The organism is Celeribacter ethanolicus (genome assembly GCF_001550095.1).
GTDB classification, from domain to species: Bacteria; Pseudomonadota; Alphaproteobacteria; order Rhodobacterales; family Rhodobacteraceae; genus Celeribacter; species Celeribacter ethanolicus.
Genome location: NZ_LRUC01000048.1, coordinates 118,113 through 134,907, shown reverse-complemented (window position 1 = coordinate 134,907; position 16,795 = coordinate 118,113). Strand labels below are relative to the sequence as shown.

20 protein-coding genes are annotated in these 16,795 nt (G+C 62.0%); 9 read left to right on the top strand and 11 right to left on the bottom strand.

Translation table 11 applies throughout. The annotated features are described in order from the left end of the window. On the top strand, positions 1-637 hold a 637-nt coding region (locus NH195_RS18430; protein ID WP_066701789.1), incomplete at its 5' end, for an IS3 family transposase. 351 nt (positions 638-988) lie between these two features. Here NH195_RS18430 and NH195_RS18425 read toward each other — a convergent pair. Both NH195_RS18425 and NH195_RS18420 read right to left on the bottom strand, forming a co-directional pair. Continuing rightward, positions 989-1,126, bottom strand: a complete 138-nt coding sequence (locus NH195_RS18425) for an entericidin A/B family lipoprotein (RefSeq protein ID WP_066710510.1) — start codon at positions 1,124-1,126, stop codon at positions 989-991. 59 nt (positions 1,127-1,185) lie between these two features. Next, complete coding sequence (locus NH195_RS18420; RefSeq protein ID WP_066710507.1) at positions 1,186-1,323, bottom strand: entericidin A/B family lipoprotein; 138 nt, start codon at positions 1,321-1,323, stop codon at positions 1,186-1,188. A gap of 246 nt (positions 1,324-1,569) precedes the next feature. Between NH195_RS18420 and NH195_RS18415 the strand changes: the two genes are divergently transcribed. Next, entirely contained in the window at positions 1,570-1,758 is a 189-nt protein-coding gene (locus NH195_RS18415) for a CTP synthetase (protein ID WP_066710504.1), read from the top strand. A gap of 3 nt (positions 1,759-1,761) precedes the next feature. Here the strand turns inward: NH195_RS18415 and NH195_RS18410 are convergent, their stop codons facing one another. Further along, positions 1,762-2,544 carry an alpha/beta fold hydrolase gene (locus NH195_RS18410; RefSeq protein WP_066710503.1) on the bottom strand — a complete coding sequence of 261 codons (783 nt, stop codon included), beginning with the start codon at positions 2,542-2,544 and terminating at the stop codon, positions 1,762-1,764. A gap of 64 nt (positions 2,545-2,608) precedes the next feature. On the opposite strand from NH195_RS18410, the gene NH195_RS18405 reads away from it, so the two are divergent. The 3 genes from NH195_RS18405 (at position 2,609) to NH195_RS18395 (ending at position 4,209) form a co-directional block, all read left to right on the top strand. Next, a complete protein-coding gene (locus NH195_RS18405; RefSeq protein ID WP_155846234.1) occupies positions 2,609-2,968 on the top strand; it encodes a hypothetical protein in 360 nt (119 codons plus the stop codon). Positions 2,969-3,147: 179 nt separating this feature from the next. Continuing rightward, positions 3,148-3,465, top strand: coding sequence for a hypothetical protein (locus NH195_RS18400; RefSeq protein WP_066710499.1), 318 nt, complete (start codon positions 3,148-3,150; stop codon positions 3,463-3,465). Between the two features lie 6 nt (positions 3,466-3,471). Further along, on the top strand, positions 3,472-4,209 hold the full coding sequence (locus NH195_RS18395; protein ID WP_066710497.1) for a DUF4336 domain-containing protein: 738 nt from the start codon (positions 3,472-3,474) through the stop codon (positions 4,207-4,209). Here the strand turns inward: NH195_RS18395 and NH195_RS18390 are convergent. Next, the gene (locus tag NH195_RS18390) at positions 4,199-4,651 is read right to left on the bottom strand and encodes a low molecular weight protein-tyrosine-phosphatase (protein WP_066710495.1); all 453 of its coding nucleotides are present in this window, start codon (positions 4,649-4,651) and stop codon (positions 4,199-4,201) included. The two genes, NH195_RS18395 and NH195_RS18390, sit on opposite strands and share 11 nt — an antisense overlap. A 77-nt stretch (positions 4,652-4,728) precedes the next feature. Here NH195_RS18390 and NH195_RS18385 point away from each other — a divergent pair, with 77 nt between their 5' ends. Beyond that, positions 4,729-5,418, top strand: a complete 690-nt coding sequence (locus tag NH195_RS18385; RefSeq protein WP_066710493.1) for an NAD-dependent deacylase — start codon at positions 4,729-4,731, stop codon at positions 5,416-5,418. Between the two features lie 226 nt (positions 5,419-5,644). Here NH195_RS18385 and NH195_RS18380 read toward each other — a convergent pair whose 3' ends face one another. The 5 genes from NH195_RS18380 to meaB all read right to left on the bottom strand — a co-directional run bounded on the left by NH195_RS18380 (position 5,645) and on the right by meaB (position 8,854). Next, the gene (locus NH195_RS18380) at positions 5,645-6,196 is read right to left on the bottom strand and encodes a 2OG-Fe(II) oxygenase (RefSeq protein WP_066710490.1); all 552 of its coding nucleotides are present in this window, start codon (positions 6,194-6,196) and stop codon (positions 5,645-5,647) included. 148 nt (positions 6,197-6,344) lie between these two features. Continuing rightward, positions 6,345-6,815 carry a copper chaperone PCu(A)C gene (locus tag NH195_RS18375; protein ID WP_066710486.1) on the bottom strand — a complete coding sequence of 157 codons (471 nt, stop codon included), beginning with the start codon at positions 6,813-6,815 and terminating at the stop codon, positions 6,345-6,347. Between the two features lie 41 nt (positions 6,816-6,856). Next, positions 6,857-7,204, bottom strand: coding sequence for a hypothetical protein (locus NH195_RS18370; RefSeq protein WP_066710483.1), 348 nt, complete (start codon positions 7,202-7,204; stop codon positions 6,857-6,859). Positions 7,205-7,340: 136 nt separating this feature from the next. Continuing rightward, a complete protein-coding gene (gene rpmB, locus NH195_RS18365; RefSeq protein ID WP_066710480.1) occupies positions 7,341-7,628 on the bottom strand; it encodes a 50S ribosomal protein L28 in 288 nt (95 codons plus the stop codon). Between the two features lie 248 nt (positions 7,629-7,876). Continuing rightward, on the bottom strand, positions 7,877-8,854 hold the full coding sequence (gene meaB / locus NH195_RS18360) for a methylmalonyl Co-A mutase-associated GTPase MeaB (RefSeq protein WP_066710477.1): 978 nt from the start codon (positions 8,852-8,854) through the stop codon (positions 7,877-7,879). Positions 8,855-8,995: 141 nt separating this feature from the next. On the opposite strand from meaB, the gene hrpB reads away from it, so the two are divergent. After that, positions 8,996-11,407 (top strand): ATP-dependent helicase HrpB, encoded by a 2,412-nt coding sequence (hrpB, locus tag NH195_RS18355; RefSeq protein WP_066710555.1) that lies wholly within the window; start codon positions 8,996-8,998, stop codon positions 11,405-11,407. A gap of 92 nt (positions 11,408-11,499) precedes the next feature. Here hrpB and NH195_RS18350 read toward each other — a convergent pair whose 3' ends face one another. After that, positions 11,500-12,927, bottom strand: coding sequence for a TrkH family potassium uptake protein (locus NH195_RS18350; protein WP_066710553.1), 1,428 nt, complete (start codon positions 12,925-12,927; stop codon positions 11,500-11,502). 82 nt (positions 12,928-13,009) lie between these two features. Further along, the gene (gene gndA, locus NH195_RS18345) at positions 13,010-14,431 is read right to left on the bottom strand and encodes an NADP-dependent phosphogluconate dehydrogenase (protein WP_066710473.1); all 1,422 of its coding nucleotides are present in this window, start codon (positions 14,429-14,431) and stop codon (positions 13,010-13,012) included. Positions 14,432-14,620: 189 nt separating this feature from the next. Here gndA and NH195_RS18340 point away from each other — a divergent pair, with 189 nt between their 5' ends. Both NH195_RS18340 and NH195_RS18335 read left to right on the top strand, forming a co-directional pair. After that, complete coding sequence (locus NH195_RS18340) at positions 14,621-15,079, top strand: NUDIX hydrolase (protein ID WP_066710470.1); 459 nt, start codon at positions 14,621-14,623, stop codon at positions 15,077-15,079. Between the two features lie 115 nt (positions 15,080-15,194). After that, the gene (locus NH195_RS18335) at positions 15,195-16,676 is read left to right on the top strand and encodes an inorganic phosphate transporter (RefSeq protein WP_066710468.1); all 1,482 of its coding nucleotides are present in this window, start codon (positions 15,195-15,197) and stop codon (positions 16,674-16,676) included. Positions 16,677-16,795: the final 119 nt, after the last annotated feature.

Genomic DNA, 16,795 nt, shown 5'->3' with positions numbered 1-16,795 from the left:
GGGGTTTGGTCTGTGCTTTTTGCATCTGCGGAACGTCAAAGGTTTTGGCTGGAACCACAAACGCGTGTACCGCATCTACCGCGAGTTGGAGCTGAACATGCGGATCAAGCCTCGGAAGCGGCTGCAGCGCGAGAAACCGGAACCGCTGGTCGTGCCTGAGGCCCCGAATGAGGTGTGGTCGATGGACTTTATGGCCGATCAGCTGGCTGACGGTCGGGCATTCCGCACATTGAACGTGCTTGATGACTTCAACCGCGAGGGCCTGGCCATCGAAGTGGACTTCTCACTGCCCGCCGAGCGCGTTGTTCGGGCGCTGGACCAGATCATCGCCTGGCGAGGCAAACCTCTGGCCATTCGCGTAGATAACGGCCCGGAATATGTCAGTGGCAGGCTCCAAACATGGGCCGAGAAGGCGGGGATCGGGCTGCTTTACATCCAGCCGGGCAAGCCCCAGCAGAACGCTTATATCGAGCGCTACAATCGGACAGTTCGCACCGAATGGCTCGGGCGATACCACTTCGAAAGCATTGAAGACGTGCAGGATCACGCAACGAAATGGCTCTGGACTTACAACAACGAAAGACCAAACATGGGCATCGGCGGCATGACCCCGATACAGAAACTGACAGCAGCTTAGATTCTACTGATACGCCCCTCTAAAAATGGGGGGATTACCGTTGCAACAATGCGAGTGGACAAGGTGTTGTCGAGCGTACGCCAATTCATAGCTAACAATCTCTTTTCCTCATGAATAATGATGCTAATAGATTAGATTGTCCGTCTCCATTCAAGCATTTCATATCGAAGTCAAACTTGCCGATGCCCAGCATCGGCCAGCACCCGACCCGCCCCCATGGGCGGGTGCTGCACACCCACCCTCTGGCCGGGCGCTGGCCCCACCGCTTCTGATCCACCTGCCCAAAACAAAAACGCCCACCAACCGGCAGGCGCTTTCAAATCTCTTCTCGCGGGCAAAGGGCCTGCGAACTCACATCTCGCTCTGAACTTCCCGGCTCTCCTGAGAAATCGCAGAGCCCGCCTTGGAAATATCCTGCCCCGCCCCTTCGATGGTCTCACAGGCGGCCAGGGACAACAGCACGGCACCCAAAATCATCACGCGTTTCATGTCACTCTCCTTGCATTGCATTCGAGAGAGTAACGCAGCACGCGGCGAGGAGTTCCCGTTTACATGCTCGACTGCACGTCGCGGCTGGCGCTCGAAATCGCCTGACCGGCTTTCGAGATGTCCTTGCCCGCGCCCTCGATGGTTTCGCAAGCGGCGAGCGCGCAAAGCGTCAGTCCGATCAACATCACACGTTTCATCTTTGTCTCCCATCTTTGTCTTCCAAGGCGCATGTTCGGGGATTTTGTAGCGACAGAGCGGAGGCGGCTCAACCGTTTCCGGCGCGGTCTGCGGCCCCCGCCATGCTCAGGACGTGCCCGACAAAAGTCCGACACAAGTCAGACGCTTTGCCGACAGTGGATTTGACGCCGATCAAAGCGACATTGTTGAATCACCTTATCGTCACATCAGCGCGAATGAATGCAACGCCATCAAGGACCCAACCAATGAACAGACTCGCCGGCATCCTGTTTTCGCTCATCTCCACAACCCTGATGGGGACCGCTGTCGTGGTCGCCCTGACCATGGGTCAGGACACGCTGAAACCCATTCTGGTCTCCGCCGTCATCGGATTTGTCGCCGCGATTCCAATCACTTGGTACATCGCCAAGAAGATCATGGAAGAATTCGCCTGACGCTCAGCCCTTCGCGTCCACCGCCTCCATCCAGGCGCGCAACGCCGCCTCGAACTCGCGCGGTTTCTCGGCATGGAGCCAATGGCCCGTGCCGGGGATGGAGGCGAATTTTGCATGTGGAAACAAGGCCCTGGAGTGATCCCTGTGGGCGCGTTCGACATAGGTGCTTTCGCCGCCCGAGAGGAAAAACACCGGCCCCTCATAGGTCCCGCTGACCTCTGGAAATCCGACGATCTTCGTCATCTCGGCCTCCAGAACATCGAGGTTCAGGAGCCATTTTTTCTCTTTCACCACAAGGCTTTGCAGCAAAAACGCCCGCACGCCCGGGTCCAGAACGTCATGCGCCAACTGCCGGTCGGCATCCGACCGTTTCTCTACCGTCGAGAGGTCGATCTTGCGCATCGCGTCAATCAGCGGCGTATTGTCGTGACTGTAGGCCACGGGCGAAATATCCGCGACAATCAAGGACTTGATCAATTCGGGGCGCATGAGCGCCAGCACCATTACCGCCTTGCCGCCCATCGAATGCCCCATGACATGCAGCGGCCCGTGTTCGGCAACAATCGGCTCAAGCACCTCGGCCAGATCGGAGGCCATACCCTCATAACTCTGGGTCGCAAACCGCGGGCTTTCGCCGTGATTACGTTGATCGACGGAGACGACAAGTCTTTGATCTGAAAGACGTTTCGAGATCACGCCCCAGTTGCGGGCGGAGCCGAACAGGCCATGGACGATCAGAAGGGGCGCGCGGTCGGTCGCTTGACCGGTGAAGACGGTATTGAGCATGCCCCAGAGATAGCGCCTTGGCGCGGCGCGGCAAAGGGCTTAAATCTGCGCCATGGACCATTCCGTGACGCACAGATCCGAAGAGCTTGCCACGCTGATGCGCGACCGTCTCGGCGTGCGTCTGGGCGAAGGGTTCGAGGCCAAGGTGAAACAAGCCGGTCGCCGCCTGCCCCGCTGGGCGCGCCAGAAATCCACAGTGATCATCGAAGCGATCGCACTTGAGGCCCACCCGAAACTGGCCCAGCAGGTCGACCACAAAAAGGTCGATAAAGCCTTCAAGGAATTGAGATATTTCCTTGAGAGACAAGATGTGAAAACCCGACGCAAGAACCGCGTTCTCGATCTGATCGCAAGCATCGCCTTCGCCCTCCTTGTCACCCTCGGGCTGGTGCTCGGCGTCATGATCTGGCGCGGGCTGTTGTAAGGCCCGAGCAGACCTCGGCACGCCCCCGCTCATCTCTGCTGTACGTGAAACTCCGTGATTGCCACGCGCGACAGACTCAGGCATCTTGTCCCACATATTCACATCAGCGCAGCCTGCGGCATCCAAGCCAGATCACACCATGATCCCAGACGGGCGCGTATGTTGAAAGAGGCAGAGACATGAAAAAATCCCTTCTGGCATTCGCCGCCATTGCAACCACCGCGACCGCCCTTTTGTCGCCGATCCCGGCCAGTGCCGGTACGATCGAGCGGGCCTGTATGGCCTCCGACCGGGCCGCGAACAACCGCGCGCTGTGCGGCTGCATTCAACAGGTCGCCGACATGACGCTGTCGAACAGCGACCAGCGGCAGGCGGCGAAGTTCTTCAAAGATCCGCAGAAAGCGCAAGACATCCGTCAGTCGGACAACCGCTCGCACGAAGAATTCTGGTTGCGTTACAAAGCCTTCGGCCAAGCCGCCGCGCAATATTGCGGATAAGAAACCTTGAGGAAGAAAGCGCGCGGGCTCTACCTGCCGCTCAATACGCTGAAACCGGTCGCCCCGGAAATCTGGCTCGCTGACGGGCCTCCCGTTGCGTTTTACGGCATGAACTTCCCGACCCGGATGACCGTCATCCGGGTGGCGGGCAAGCTTTGGGTGCATTCTCCGATCACGCTTGACGAAGCCCTCTTAGGTGAGATGGCCGCTCTCGGCCCCATCGGCTGGCTGATCGCGCCAAATCCGATCCATTACGTCTCTCTGAACGCCTGGGCGAAACGCTTCCCGAAAGCGGAGGTCTATGCCGCGCCCGGCGTGGCAGAACGGGCCAGGAAATTCAACGTCCCGGTGCCGCCGCATGAGGTGCTCACCGACACGGCCCCCGAAGACTACGCGAGCGACATTTGCCAGCGTGTGGTCAAAGGTCACAAATTCCTGCACGAGGTGGTGTTTTTCCACAAAAGTTCGAAAACCCTCATTCTGACCGATCTGATCGAGAATTTCGAAGCGGAAAAGGTTGGAAAAGTGAAAGCTTTCCTGATGCGCTTTGCTGGTATTCTCGCCCCGGACGGCAAGGCCCCGTTGGATATGCGCGCCACGTTCCGCAACAAGGGCAAAGCGCGCGAGGTGATCCGGGAAGTGGTTTCATGGGCGCCGGAGCGCGTGATCCTGAGCCACGGACGTTGGTACACCGAAAATGGCACCGAAGAGCTGAAACGCGCCTTTCGCTGGCTCAATTTGTGAGAGAGGCCAAAAGCCCGTTTGCCGCCGCCTCGATCAGATTGAGGGCCTCATCGAAATCGCGCGTGTAATAGGGATCGGGCACAGCTCTCTCCCCGGTCTCCGGCGCATAAGACATCATCAGGGTCACAGGCGTCTCAGACCCCGAAGGCCGCAGCCGCTCGATATCGCGCAGGTTCGCCTCATCCATCGCGACGATCAGATCGAAACCTTCGAAATCCGACGCGGTGATCTGACGCGCGCGCAGCGAAGACAGGTCATAGCCCCGCCGCTGCGCCGCTTGCTGCATCGGCCCGTAGGGCGGTTCGCCCACATGCCAGTTCCCGGTCCCGGCACTGTCGACGATCACCGGATAGCACGCGGCCTGCGCCTTGGCGGCAAACACCGCCTCGGCCGAAGGCGAACGGCAGATATTGCCGAGGCAGACGAAGAGGATTTTCTTCATGGTGTCTCCTTTGCGCCGCAAAGCTACCCTTGTCCACAGGACCGACGCAAGGCAGGGTGACGAAAAAGGAGAGCGTGATGAAAGGCGGGATTTTCATATTGTCGGGCGCGGGGCTTTCGGCGGAAAGCGGGCTCAAGACCTTCCGTGCCGCAGACGGGCTTTGGGAGGACCATCGGGTCGAGGATGTCGCCACCCCCGAAGCCTTTGCCCGTGATCCGCATCTGGTTCAGAGTTTCTACAACATGCGCCGGGAACAGGCAGCCAATGCTGTGCCAAACCCCGCCCACCGGGCACTCGCCCGACTTCAGGCCGAATACGGTGCTCCCGTCTACCTCGTCACGCAAAACGTCGACGACCTGCTGGAACGCGGCGGCGCGCGCGAGGTGATCCACATGCACGGCGCGCTCAAGGACGCACTCTGCGCCTCTTGCGGGCATCGCTGGCCCGCGCCCATGGTTATGGATGTCAAAGACCCCTGCCCCTCCTGCAGCGCGCCCGCGACGCGGCCAGACATCGTCTGGTTCGGCGAAATACCCTATCACATGGAGGCCATTCAGAACGCACTTGAGGACAGCGCGCTCTTTGTCTCGATCGGGACTTCCGGCGTGGTCTACCCCGCTGCAGGCTTCAGCCAGATGGCGCGCCAGCTTGGCATTCGCACGATGGAACTCAACCTCGAAGCCTCCGGCGGGAGGTTTGACGAGATCCGCGAAGGGCCAGCTAGCACGGTGGTGCCCGATTGGGTGGACAAGGTTTTGGCCAACTGAACCCGCCTGAGTATTTTCTCGGCAAAGGAAACCGGGAATGCGCCCCGACCGCCGGTTCATAGCACTATCGCGTCACCGGAAGGGGTTTCGGCCACACGGGCCGGGGCATCTCCTTCGCTGGTGGTCATCGGCGCTCCCGCCTGTATCGCGCATTCCGGTTCATCAGATTCCGGTTAACGTGTGGCTGATAGCCCGTCCCTCTGCGTTTCCTTTGCTGGAAAAATACTCACCGAAACGCCGGGCCATGCACCCAGGTCGACAGCGAAAAGCGCTCGCCCGATGTGACCGGGGTCACCCGATGCAGGACAAAGGACGGAAACAGCACGGCGGAGCCCTTGGCGCGGTCGGATTCGCGGATGTTCGCATCCGGTTGAAGTTCCAGCGCACCGCCCTTGTACTCCGCCGGATCGGACAATTGCACCACCATGGTGAGTTTGCGCCGCGACGCCAGAGCGCCCTCACCGATATCCGAATGCCATGTGAAATGCCCCTCACGCTCCGCGCCGTACCGGGCGACCTGAGGGCTTTCTCCGAATTCGGTCAGCGCGAAATCGAAATGCGCCCGGTTCGCCTCGGCGACCAGGCGCATGATGCGCTCCATGATCCATTCGCCCCCCGCGCGCTCATCGAGCCACGCCAGATCGGCGCGGCGCAGGTTATGGTCGGAGCGGTTCTTCACCAGCCCCGCATCCGAAAGCTCCTCTTCACGCGCAAGCGTGACGATCGCATCACATTCGGCAGGCGAAAAGGCCTCCGGGAACGCATAGACGCTCAACATGATCTGTCTCTTCAACTGTCAAGAAAGGGCGCGGGCCGGTCTGTAATGTTCCGTCTCGCTCAAGGCGTCATCTAAGCCTTTTTTCGATCCGCGCAAGAAAAAAGGCACGCGCCGGAACGCGTGCCTGTCGTCTTGGGGTCGGGACAGTTCAGTTGCCCATTTTGCCGTTCATCGGCATGGCCGCCTCGCCGCGCTCCAGATCTACGGGGATTTCAACAGTAATGTCCCCGGCCTTCTCGAAGGTCAGGGTCACGGTCACGGTGTCGCCCTGATTCATCGGTTGCAACAGCCCCATGAACATGACGTGGTCGCCGCCGCGGGCCAGAGCATGGGTGCCATGGGCCGGGATCTCGAAGCCCTCGGGAACATGGACCATTTTCATGATGCCATCGCCCATGTCCTTATGGGTGTGCAGCTCGGTCACTTTGGAAATGTCGGATTTGGCGTCGATCAGGCGATCGGCTTCGTCACCTGTGTTTTCGATGATGAAGAAAGCCGCCCCGGCCTTGGCCATCATGCCGGAAGAACGGGCGAAGGGATCGACGATTTCGATGTCAGCGAAGGCGGGCAGAGCGAATGCGCAGGCGGCAAGCCCGGCCAGAAGGGTGGTTTTGAACATGTGCGGTCCTTTGGTCGTAGGTCTTTGAAACGAAGGGGGTATCAGACCAAAGGCGGGGCGCGGGCACAGGCGTGGGGCGGGACCGTGTCATGACCACGGGCGGCAAAGGTCGGGGGCGAGAAGCGCAGCATATGCTGCACAGGCGGTTGCAGGTCGAATGCATCCGCCAGACCCGCGATCACGCTCAGAGCACAGTCGGGACAAATGTGACTCGGGCCGATCGGCTGACCATCTGCGTCCGTGAGCACGGTAATCGGTCCCGTGCCGGTGCAAAGCACCACCGCACCCGTCGCATCGCGCATGGTGCCCCGCGCCACGGCCATGGACTGGGACGTGACGATGAGCAGAAACGCGACCAGAACGGCCTTTATCGTGCGGGTGATGCGCATAGTGGAAGCACTTTAGCGATCCGCTCCCGAAAGAAAAGGGGACAAATCGCCGTGGTCAAGAGACAAGAAAACCCCGCGAGGTAAAACTCACGGGGTTCAATCTTTGGGAAAATCCGAAAGGATCTCGCAGAAAGGCTTAAGCGGCTGCTTGGGCCTTCGCGATGTCTTTCTTGATTTTCAGCGCGTTGTCGGACAGCTCTTCGTCGCGGGCTTTCGCGAGGAAGGCGTCGAGACCACCGCGGTGGTCGACGGAGCGCAGAGCCGACGCAGAGATGCGCAGCTTGAAGGAGCGGCCGAGGGTTTCCGAAATCAGCGTCACATCGTTGAGGTTCGGAAGGAAACGGCGGCGGGTTCTGTTTTTGGCGTGGCTGACATTGTTGCCAGTCATCGGGCCTTTACCGGTCAGTTCGCAACGACGCGACATGGGTTCATCCTCGTTTCTACTTTCGAAAGCAAAAGCTCTCGCAGTTTAAAAGACTCGTTTCTGTCTTATTCGGCCCTCTTTTACGCGCCCCCGCCCCGGACGCAAGTCCGAAAAGCGGCGTGAAACACGGGGAAAGACCGATTTCCAACAGAAAAGGACACAGCTATCAAGCCGCGCCCAAAATTCAGTTTGCGGTGCATAGGCGATCCGGGGAGAATCGTCAAGCCTCTTCCCGAACCGAACCGGCTTCAATGCCCGCGCAAAGCTGTCAGGACATCCGCAGCCGCATGGCCCGGCGTGATCTCCCCTCTGGCGACCTTGCTCGCCAGCCCGGAGATCATCGACTTCAAAGGTTCTTTCTCAAGCTGCGACAAAAGCCCGTGACGAATGTCCTGCGCAAACCAGTACTCGGCCTGTTCCGACCGACGCTTGTCGAAGAACCCGTTCTCACGCCGCCAGTCAATGAGCATGTTCATCTCGCCCCAGGCCTCTTGCAAGCCCTTCTCTTCGATTGCGGAAACCGTCATCGCCTTGGGAAAATCCATCGGGTCCTGCGGACGTTTGCGGATCAGCCGGAGCGCCCCCGCATAATCGGCGCAGGTGCGTTGCGCCGCGGGTTTGAGATCACCGTCGGCTTTGTTCACCAGAATCAGATCGGCCATCTCCATGATGCCGCGCTTGACGCCCTGCAATTCGTCGCCGCCCGCTGGCGCCAAGAGCAGCAGGAACAGATCGGACATCTCGGACACCACCGTCTCCGACTGCCCCACCCCCACGGTCTCGATCAGGATCAAATCGTAGCCCGCCGCCTCGCAAAGCGCCACAGCCTCCCGCGTGCGCCGCGCCACGCCGCCAAGTTCGGATTGCGAGGGCGAGGGCCGGATAAAGGCGTTCTTTTCCCGTGACAGCAATTCCATCCGCGTCTTGTCGCCAAGGATCGAGCCGCCAGAGCGCGAGGACGACGGATCGACGGCCAGAACCGCCACCTTCAGCCCCTCTTTGATCAGCATCATGCCAAAGCTTTCGATAAAGGTGGACTTGCCCACCCCCGGCGTCCCCGACAACCCGAGCCGCAGCGCCTGACGCCCGCACTTGCCGATCTCTTCCATCAACGTGATCGCCTTCGCCCGGTGATCTTCCCGCGCGCTTTCGACCAGCGTGATCGCACGGGCCAGAGCGCGACGGTTTCCGGCAATCACCTGTTCGGCTAATGTGCTGATCTCCATCTCGGGCCTCCCTGTCGCTTTGGCCTTTGACTTGCACATTTCCGGCCTTGGTGTCCAGTGTGGCACAAAGGGATGAGTATTTGCGACAGCAAAGGAAACGGGGTGCTTTTCACGCCCCCGCAGATCGCCGATAAGACCGCCATGGATAGATTGCCGATCGACGACGTGCTGGGTGAATTGACCGCCGCTGTAAAAGCGGAGGGTCGCGCCGTGCTCATGGCCCCGCCGGGAGCCGGGAAAACCACCCGCGTGCCTCTGGCGCTTTTGCCCGTGGTGACCGGCAGGATCGTGATGTTGGAGCCGCGCCGCCTCGCCGCGCGCTCCGCCGCCGAACGCATGGCGGAGACACTGGGCGAGCGCGCGGGCGAGACCGTCGGCTACCGCATTCGAGGCGAGGCGAAGATCTCGAAGGCCACGCGCATCGAGGTGGTGACCGAGGGAATACTCACACGCATACTACAAGCCGACCCGGAATTGACCGGGATCGGGGCGGTCATATTTGACGAATTCCACGAACGTAGCCTGAACGCGGATTTCGGGCTGGCGCTCACCTGGGAGGTGCGGCAGGCGCTGCGCGACGACCTTGTGCTGATTGTCATGTCCGCGACCCTTGACGCAGATCCGGTAGCAGCGCTGCTGGACGATGCCCCTGTGGTGCGCTCGGAGGGGCGCGCCTATCCGGTCGAGACCCGTTGGCTCGACGCGCCCGTTCCCAAGATGCAGCGGCTGGAACAGGCGGTGGCCGATCTGACGCTCCGCGCCATTGCGGAGGCGCCGGGCTCCGCGCTCGTGTTCTTGCCAGGCGAAGGCGAAATTCGCCGGGTTCAGGCGCTCCTGGAGGGGAAAATCCCCTCCGACTGCACACTCCGCCCACTGTTCGGCGCGATGAAATTCGCCGATCAGCGCGCCGCCATCGCCCCCGCCCGAGAGGGCCGCAAGATCGTACTGGCGACCTCGATTGCCGAGACTTCTCTGACCATTGAGGATGTCCGCATCGTCGTCGACGCGGGCCGGGCCCGCCGGGCGCTGTTCGATCCGGCCTCGGGCATGTCGCGCCTCGTGACCGAGCGGGTCTCCCGTGCCGAAGCCGAACAGCGCCGGGGCCGCGCGGGCCGGGTCTCCGACGGGGTCTGTTACCGGCTCTGGACCAAAGGCGAAGAAGGCGCCCTGCCCGCCTTCGCCCCCGCAGAGATCGAGACGGCCGACCTTACCAGCCTGGCTTTGGAACTCGCGCTCTGGGGGGCCGCCGAAACGGATCTCGCCTTCCTCACGCCGCCCCCCGCCGGACCTCTGGCAGAAGCGCGCGCCCTGCTTCACAGCCTTGGCGCGCTCGACGTCGAAGGTCGGATCACAGCCCATGGCAAAGCTTTGGCGGCGAAACCGCTACACCCAAGACTTGCACATATGCTACAAATCGCGGGGACACAGGCCACCGAACTGGCCGCACTCTTGAACGAACGCGATCCTTTGCGGGGGGCAGGTGCGGATCTGTCCCTGCGCATGCGGGCGCTCACGTCTCCCGGCAATGCCGCCGACCGTGGCGTGATCGAACGCGTCAAACAGGAGGCCAAACGCCTCAGGCAGGGCCTGCCACAAACCGCCCCCATGAACCTTGGTGAAATGGCCGCGCTCGCCTACCCCGACCGGATCGGGCTGCGCCGTCCCGGCGATCAGCCGCGCTATCTTCTGTCTGGAGGCAAGGGCGCGGTGATGGCGGAGCATGACGATCTGGCTTCCGCCCGGCTCATTGTTGTCACCGACACGGACGGCGCAGCGCGGGATGCCAAAATCCGGCAGGCCGCCCAGATCAACGAAAGCGAACTGCGCGGCCTCTACGGCGATCAGATTGCATGGGTCGAGGTCTGCGACTGGGACAGGCGCGAAAAACGCGTGGTCGCGCGCAGGCGCGAGATGTTCGGCGCGCTGGTGTTGGACGACCGGCAATGGAAAGACGCCCCCCCGGAGGCCATCGCGCGCGGGGCGCTGGTCGGTCTGCGCCAGATCGGCCTGCCCTGGACCGATGCCGCACGCCGCTTTGCCGCCCGTGTCGCGCTGATGGGGGCGGATTACCCCGACATGACCGACGCCGCTCTATTGGATCATCTCGAAGACTGGCTTCTGCCCTACCTCAAGGGCGCAAAAACCGAGGCCCAGCTCCGCGCTCTCGACATCACCGAGGCGCTGCGGGGCATGCTCGACTGGGATCAGATGCAACGGCTCGACCGGGAGGTTCCCAGCGCGTTTGAAAGCCCCGTCGGGCGTAGGTTGCCGATTGATTATTCGGGCGAACATCCCGAAGTCACCGGGCGGTTGCAGGAGTTTTTCGGCACCACAGTGCACCCAACCGTCGGCCCGAAACGCGTGCCGTTGAAAGTGGTCCTGACGTCCCCCGCGCATCGCCCGGTTCAGGTCACGATGGACCTGCCGAACTTCTGGAAAACCTCCTATGCCGATGTGCGCAAGGACATGCGCGGGCGCTACCCAAAGCACCCCTGGCCCGAGGACCCGACCGAGGCCAATCCAACGCTGCGGGCCAAACCCCGCAGAACGTGAAAACCATTTGTTAAAGATCGTGACAGTCTTCGCGGGACAAATGTGACAGCGTTTTAACCTATTTAGGGCGCTGTATGACGAGCGGTTAAGAGTTATCGCGCCGTCATCAACTCCCGCCAGAACAGCGGCGCGAAGAGCGCGTAGACCGTCGCCATCTCCAGCCGCCCGAGATACATGCCAAAGGTCAGCACCAGCTTCGACGGCGTGTTCAGCGTCGCGAAATTGCCCGCCGGACCGATGATGTCGCCGACCCCCGGACCGACATTGGCAAGCGCGGTCAGCGCCCCCGATGTCGCGGTGGACATATCGAGCCCGAAGAAGCTCAAAAGCGAAGCCATCACCCCGAAGGTGGCCGCATAGAGCACGAAAAAGGCGATCACGCCCGAAAGCGCATCCGGGGCCACGGGACGATCTTCGTATTTCACGAACGTGACCCGGTGGGGCGCATAGCTTTGCCGGATCTGTGCCTTGAGCGCGCGAAAGGCGACGAGCCAGCGCATCGCCTTGGCCCCGCCCGCCGTCGATCCGGTGGCGCCGCCCGCCGCCGTCAGGACAAAGAACGCCACCACCGCGAACGGTCCCCAGAGCGTGTAATCCGTGGTCGCATAGCCCGTGGTGGTCACGACCGAAATCACGTTGAACGCCACCAGCCGCAGCGCATCAAACAGCCCCTCGCCCCGCGTGATCATCAGCCAGAGCGACAGCGCCCCGATGCTCACCGCGAGCGAGACGAGCATGGCCGTGACCTGTTCGGACTTCCAGCGCCCATGCCGCAACCCTCTGATATACCAGGAAAACGGCAAGGCCCCGAAGAGCATGAACAGCGTGCAGGTCCATTGCAGAAAGGCGCTGTCGAAATGCCCGAAAGAGGCGTCGTAACCGGAATAGCCGCCCGTCGACAGCGTGGTCATCGCATGGGTGACCGCATCGAAGGGCGACATGCCGCCAACGAAATAGAGCAGCCCGCAAATCACGATCAGAGCGAAGTAAATCTGCAAGGTGGCGGAGGCGAACATCGTGGCGTTGCGCAACTCGCGCTCGCCGGTCTCCGAGCTTTCCGAACGGAAAAGCTGCATGCCACCGACCTTGAGGATCGGCAAAAGCGCAATCCCGGTGACGATGAAGCCGACGCCCCCAACCGCCTGAAGCATCGCCCGCCATAGGATGATGCCGCGCGGCGTCTCATCGAGCCCGGACATAACGGTAGAGCCGGTGGTCGTAATCCCCGACATCGCCTCGAAAAACGCATCGGTGAGCGACAGGTCATAGGCATAAAGCGGCAGCGCGCCGCAGAGTGCAGCCACCATCCAGACCGAGGAGGTCAACAAAAAGGTGTGCAACGGGCGCAGGCCTTCGGTGCGCGGCGAAGAGGCCATCGCAAGCGTACCCCCCATAAAGCCGGTCAAAAGCGCGGCCTCCCCGAACATCTTCGAGGTATCTGGAAAGAGCAGCGCAACGACCCCCATGAGGGCGGCGAAGAAGACCATCACCAGACCGTTGATGAAGAAGACGAAACTCATGCGCATCGCTCTCTCACCCGGGGAGTCGGGCATGGGGATGAGAAATCACAAAACCCCGCCCCCGCGCAAGGGGCGGGTCTCTTCAGCTATGTGCCACGCTGCCGGCCCATGGCCCGTGCTGCCCTTCGCCCCCATCGGTGCGTTCGAACCCGTGCGCCCCGAAGAAATCTCGCTGCGCCTGGATGAGATCGGAGGTGCCGCGCCCCTGTCGCATCGTGTCGAAATAGGCCAGCGCATTGGCAAAGGCCGGCACCGGCACCCCCGCGGAAGCGGCATAGGCCACCGTGCGACGCAGAGCTGTGGCACCGTCGCGGATCAGCCCGGCGAAACGCGGCGCAAAGATCAACTGGCCCTGCGGCAGGCCTTCTCGGATCGCGGAAGCCATATCGTCGAGCAGGGCCGAACGGATGATGCAGCCTTCGCGCCAGACCTCCGCCGCACTGGCCAGATCGAGCGCCCAGTCATATTCGGCGGACGCCGCGGCCAGGATTTTAAATCCCTGATCGTAGGCAATGATCTTCGCGGCCAGAAGCGCGCGCTCGAGATCCGCCTCCGATGGGATCGGCAAGGCCTCGGAGCCCAGATCTCCGAACAACGCCTTACCCGCCTGCCGCGTAGCCTTCTCCGCCGACCAGGACCGCGCGGCCACCGCGGCCTCGATCGCGGACGGCGACTGCCCCAGCCTGAGCGCTTCGATCGCGGTCCAGCGCCCGGTGCCTTTCTGCCCGGCCTTATCGACGATCACATCGACGATCGGCCGGCCCGTTTTGGGATCAAGGGTGCCGAGCACACGGGACGAAATGTCTACAAGATAGGAGTTGAGCGGCCCCTCGTTCCACGCCGCAAACAGCGTGCCGATCTCGGCAGGCGCACGTCCGGCCCCGTCGCGCAGGATGCCATAGACCTCCGCGATCATCTGCATATCGGCATATTCGATGCCATTATGCACGGTCTTGACGAAATGCCCTGCGCCATCCGGCCCGAAATACGCGGCACAGGGAACGCCCTCATGTTTGGCGGCAATTGCCTCGATGATGTCGCGGATCACCGCATAGCTCTCCGGATTGCCGCCGACCATGATCGACGGCCCTTGCCGCGCCCCCTCTTCACCACCCGACACCCCCATGCCGATGAAGCTGAGCCCCTTGTCCCGCAGAGCGGCCTCCCGGCGGCGCGTGTCGTGGAAATCGGCATTGCCCGCATCAATGATCATGTCTCCCGGCGCCATCAGCGGCACAAGCGCGTCGATCACCGCATCGACCGGCCCACCCGCCTTGACCATGATGATCACCGCGCGCGGGCGGCTCAGCGACGCGACCAGCGCCTCATAGGACTTGGCCGGAACGAGCCGCTCCGCGAGATCGCCCGCCGAGGCCACGAAAGCGTCTGTGACCGAGCCGGTGCGGTTGAACACGGCGACGGGAAAACCGTTTTCGGCGATATTGAGCGAAAGATTGGCGCCCATGACGCCGAGGCCGACAAGACCGATCCGAGCCTGAGACATATTCGGGCAACTCCTTCTTTTGTCAGGTGAAACACCACGCACACTGCGGTGAAACGCGCGGCCTTGTTTCCGCTCAAAGATATGGCAAACCGGCTTTGCGACAAGCATTTCCCCAAGAAAACTTGCATTTCCGGAAATCCCGCCCTATGTATATACGCAATATAGACATAACAGGCACAAACTCATCCCATGGCAACTTTGCTCAAATCCGCTTGGACAGGAGTCTTCGACCCTCTGCTGCGCCGGCCCGACCGCGTGCAATCGGCCGCCCTGTGCTGGCGCAAGGGCAAGAAGGGCAAGGAAGTGCTTTTGATCACCTCCCGTGACACCGGGCGCTGGATCATCCCGAAAGGCTGGCCGATCGACGGCCTCGACGGCGCCGGAACCGCGGCGCAGGAGGCCTGGGAAGAGGCCGGTGTCAAACCCGCACGAGTGAAGCGTCAGCCTGTGGGTCTTTACCATTACATCAAGAAACTCGACAACGGCCTGCCCGCACCGGTGGAGGCCACGGTCTATCCGATCGAGGTCGACCATCTCGAAGGCGATTTCCCCGAAAAAGGCCAGCGCAAACGCAGTTGGATGAGTCCGAAACAGGCCGCCGCCCTGGTCGACGAACCGGAATTGCGCGACCTTCTGCTCGGCTTCTGATCCGGTCCTTCCCGGCACATCTTCGTCACGTCGCGTTCCGAAAGGCTTGCAATGCAAGGCCGGGCACGGTAGCGCTGCGCCGCCTGTAACGGTTTTATGACAAAGCGGAGCGCCGATGTCGGAGACGGAAGATCACGGAAAACAGTGGAATACGCTGGACAAGGACCTGAACCGGATCACCCAGTTCGAGTCCGCCACCTTTCACATCGCCCGTCCGATGGTGGGGCTCGGTGTGGCGCTGGCCTTCATCATCGTCGCAGGGCTTCTCGCCGCCTTCCTGTTCGGCGGTCAACCGGGCTCCGCCGTGGTGATCGCCGCCGCCGCTCTGGGCGCCTATATGGCGATCAACATCGGCGCCAACGATGTCGCGAACAACATGGGACCTGCGGTCGGCGCCAATGCGCTGACCATGGGCGGGGCCATCGTCATCGCCGCCCTGTTCGAAAGCGCAGGCGCGCTTCTCGCAGGTGGCGACGTGGTTTCCACGATCTCCAAGGGCATCATCGACCCGGCCGCCATGGCCGACACCCGGATTTTCATCTGGGCGATGATGGCCGCGCTCCTGTCCTCCGCCCTCTGGGTCAATCTCGCCACATGGATCGGCGCGCCCGTCTCCACCACCCATGCCGTCGTCGGCGGCGTCATGGGTGCGGGCATCGCGGCGGCGGGTTTCGGCACCGTCAACTGGGGCTCGATCGGCGCGATTGCCGCAAGCTGGGTCATCTCGCCGCTCTTGGGCGGTGTGATCGCCGCCGGGTTCCTGTGGTTCATCAAGGCGCGCATCATCTACAAGGACGACAAGATCGCCGCCGCCCGCGTCTGGGTCCCGGTGCTGATCGGCATCATGATGGGTACGTTTGCCACCTATCTGGCGATCAAGGGCCTGAAAAAGATCGTCCATATCGACCTGCTGACCGCTTTGCTCATTGGTCTCGCCGTGGGCGCGCTGTCCTATGTCGGCTCCGCGCCTCTGATCCGGCGACAGTCCCAGGGGCTCGAAAACCGCAACAAATCGCTCAAAGCGCTGTTCGGCCTGCCGCTGGTGATCTCCGCCGCACTGCTGTCCTTTGCCCATGGCGCCAACGATGTCGCGAATGCCGTCGGCCCTCTGGCCGCCATCGTCCATGCCAATGCCGAGGGCGGCTTTGCCGGCAGCGTCAATATCCCGCATTGGGTCATGGTGATCGGCGCGCTGGGGATTTCCTTCGGCCTCATCCTCTTCGGCCCGAAACTCATCCGCATGGTCGGCAGCCAGATCACCAAACTGAACCCGATGCGCGCCTATTGCGTGGCGCTCTCCGCCGCCATCACCGTGATCCTCGCAAGCTGGCTCGGCCTGCCGGTCTCCTCTACCCATATCGCCGTGGGGGGCGTGTTCGGCGTCGGCTTTTTCCGCGAATGGTATCACGAGAAGCGCCTCGACGAGACCGCGCGCTCCAAGAAGATCACCCGCATCGCCGCCGAGGAACGTCACCGCCGCAAACTCGTGCGCCGCAGCCATTTCATGACCATCGTCGCCGCCTGGATCATCACCGTCCCCGCCGCCGCCACGATGTCCGCCGTGGTCTTCTGGTTCCTGGCGCATCTGGCAAACTGACACCTCTCCGAACAATGAAAAAGGGCACCGCATCGGGTGCCCTTTTTCATATGTGAAGACCGGAAGACCAGCCCCCCGTTAGGGCTCTGCCCGCATCTCGGACCAAGGACTCCTCCCGG

Bases quoted from the DNA above. Each gene is read 5' to 3' on its own strand.
- NH195_RS18400 (WP_066710499.1), top strand. From the start codon at position 3,148: ATGAAAAAATCCCTTCTGGCATTCGCCGCCATTGCAACCACCGCGACC.
- NH195_RS18350 (WP_066710553.1), bottom strand. From the start codon at position 12,927: ATGAGTTTCGTCTTCTTCATCAACGGTCTGGTGATGGTCTTCTTCGCC.
- meaB (WP_066710477.1), bottom strand. From the start codon at position 8,854: ATGGAGATCAGCACATTAGCCGAACAGGTGATTGCCGGAAACCGTCGC.
- rpmB (WP_066710480.1), bottom strand. From the start codon at position 7,628: ATGTCGCGTCGTTGCGAACTGACCGGTAAAGGCCCGATGACTGGCAAC.
- NH195_RS18380 (WP_066710490.1), bottom strand. From the start codon at position 6,196: ATGTTGAGCGTCTATGCGTTCCCGGAGGCCTTTTCGCCTGCCGAATGT.
- NH195_RS18340 (WP_066710470.1), top strand. From the start codon at position 14,621: ATGGCAACTTTGCTCAAATCCGCTTGGACAGGAGTCTTCGACCCTCTG.
- hrpB (WP_066710555.1), top strand. From the start codon at position 8,996: ATGGATAGATTGCCGATCGACGACGTGCTGGGTGAATTGACCGCCGCT.
- NH195_RS18385 (WP_066710493.1), top strand. From the start codon at position 4,729: ATGAAAGGCGGGATTTTCATATTGTCGGGCGCGGGGCTTTCGGCGGAA.
- NH195_RS18410 (WP_066710503.1), bottom strand. From the start codon at position 2,544: ATGCTCAATACCGTCTTCACCGGTCAAGCGACCGACCGCGCGCCCCTT.
- NH195_RS18425 (WP_066710510.1), bottom strand. From the start codon at position 1,126: ATGAAACGCGTGATGATTTTGGGTGCCGTGCTGTTGTCCCTGGCCGCC.
- NH195_RS18415 (WP_066710504.1), top strand. From the start codon at position 1,570: ATGAACAGACTCGCCGGCATCCTGTTTTCGCTCATCTCCACAACCCTG.
- NH195_RS18390 (WP_066710495.1), bottom strand. From the start codon at position 4,651: ATGAAGAAAATCCTCTTCGTCTGCCTCGGCAATATCTGCCGTTCGCCT.
- gndA (WP_066710473.1), bottom strand. From the start codon at position 14,431: ATGTCTCAGGCTCGGATCGGTCTTGTCGGCCTCGGCGTCATGGGCGCC.
- NH195_RS18370 (WP_066710483.1), bottom strand. From the start codon at position 7,204: ATGCGCATCACCCGCACGATAAAGGCCGTTCTGGTCGCGTTTCTGCTC.
- NH195_RS18420 (WP_066710507.1), bottom strand. From the start codon at position 1,323: ATGAAACGTGTGATGTTGATCGGACTGACGCTTTGCGCGCTCGCCGCT.
- NH195_RS18335 (WP_066710468.1), top strand. From the start codon at position 15,195: ATGTCGGAGACGGAAGATCACGGAAAACAGTGGAATACGCTGGACAAG.
- NH195_RS18375 (WP_066710486.1), bottom strand. From the start codon at position 6,815: ATGTTCAAAACCACCCTTCTGGCCGGGCTTGCCGCCTGCGCATTCGCT.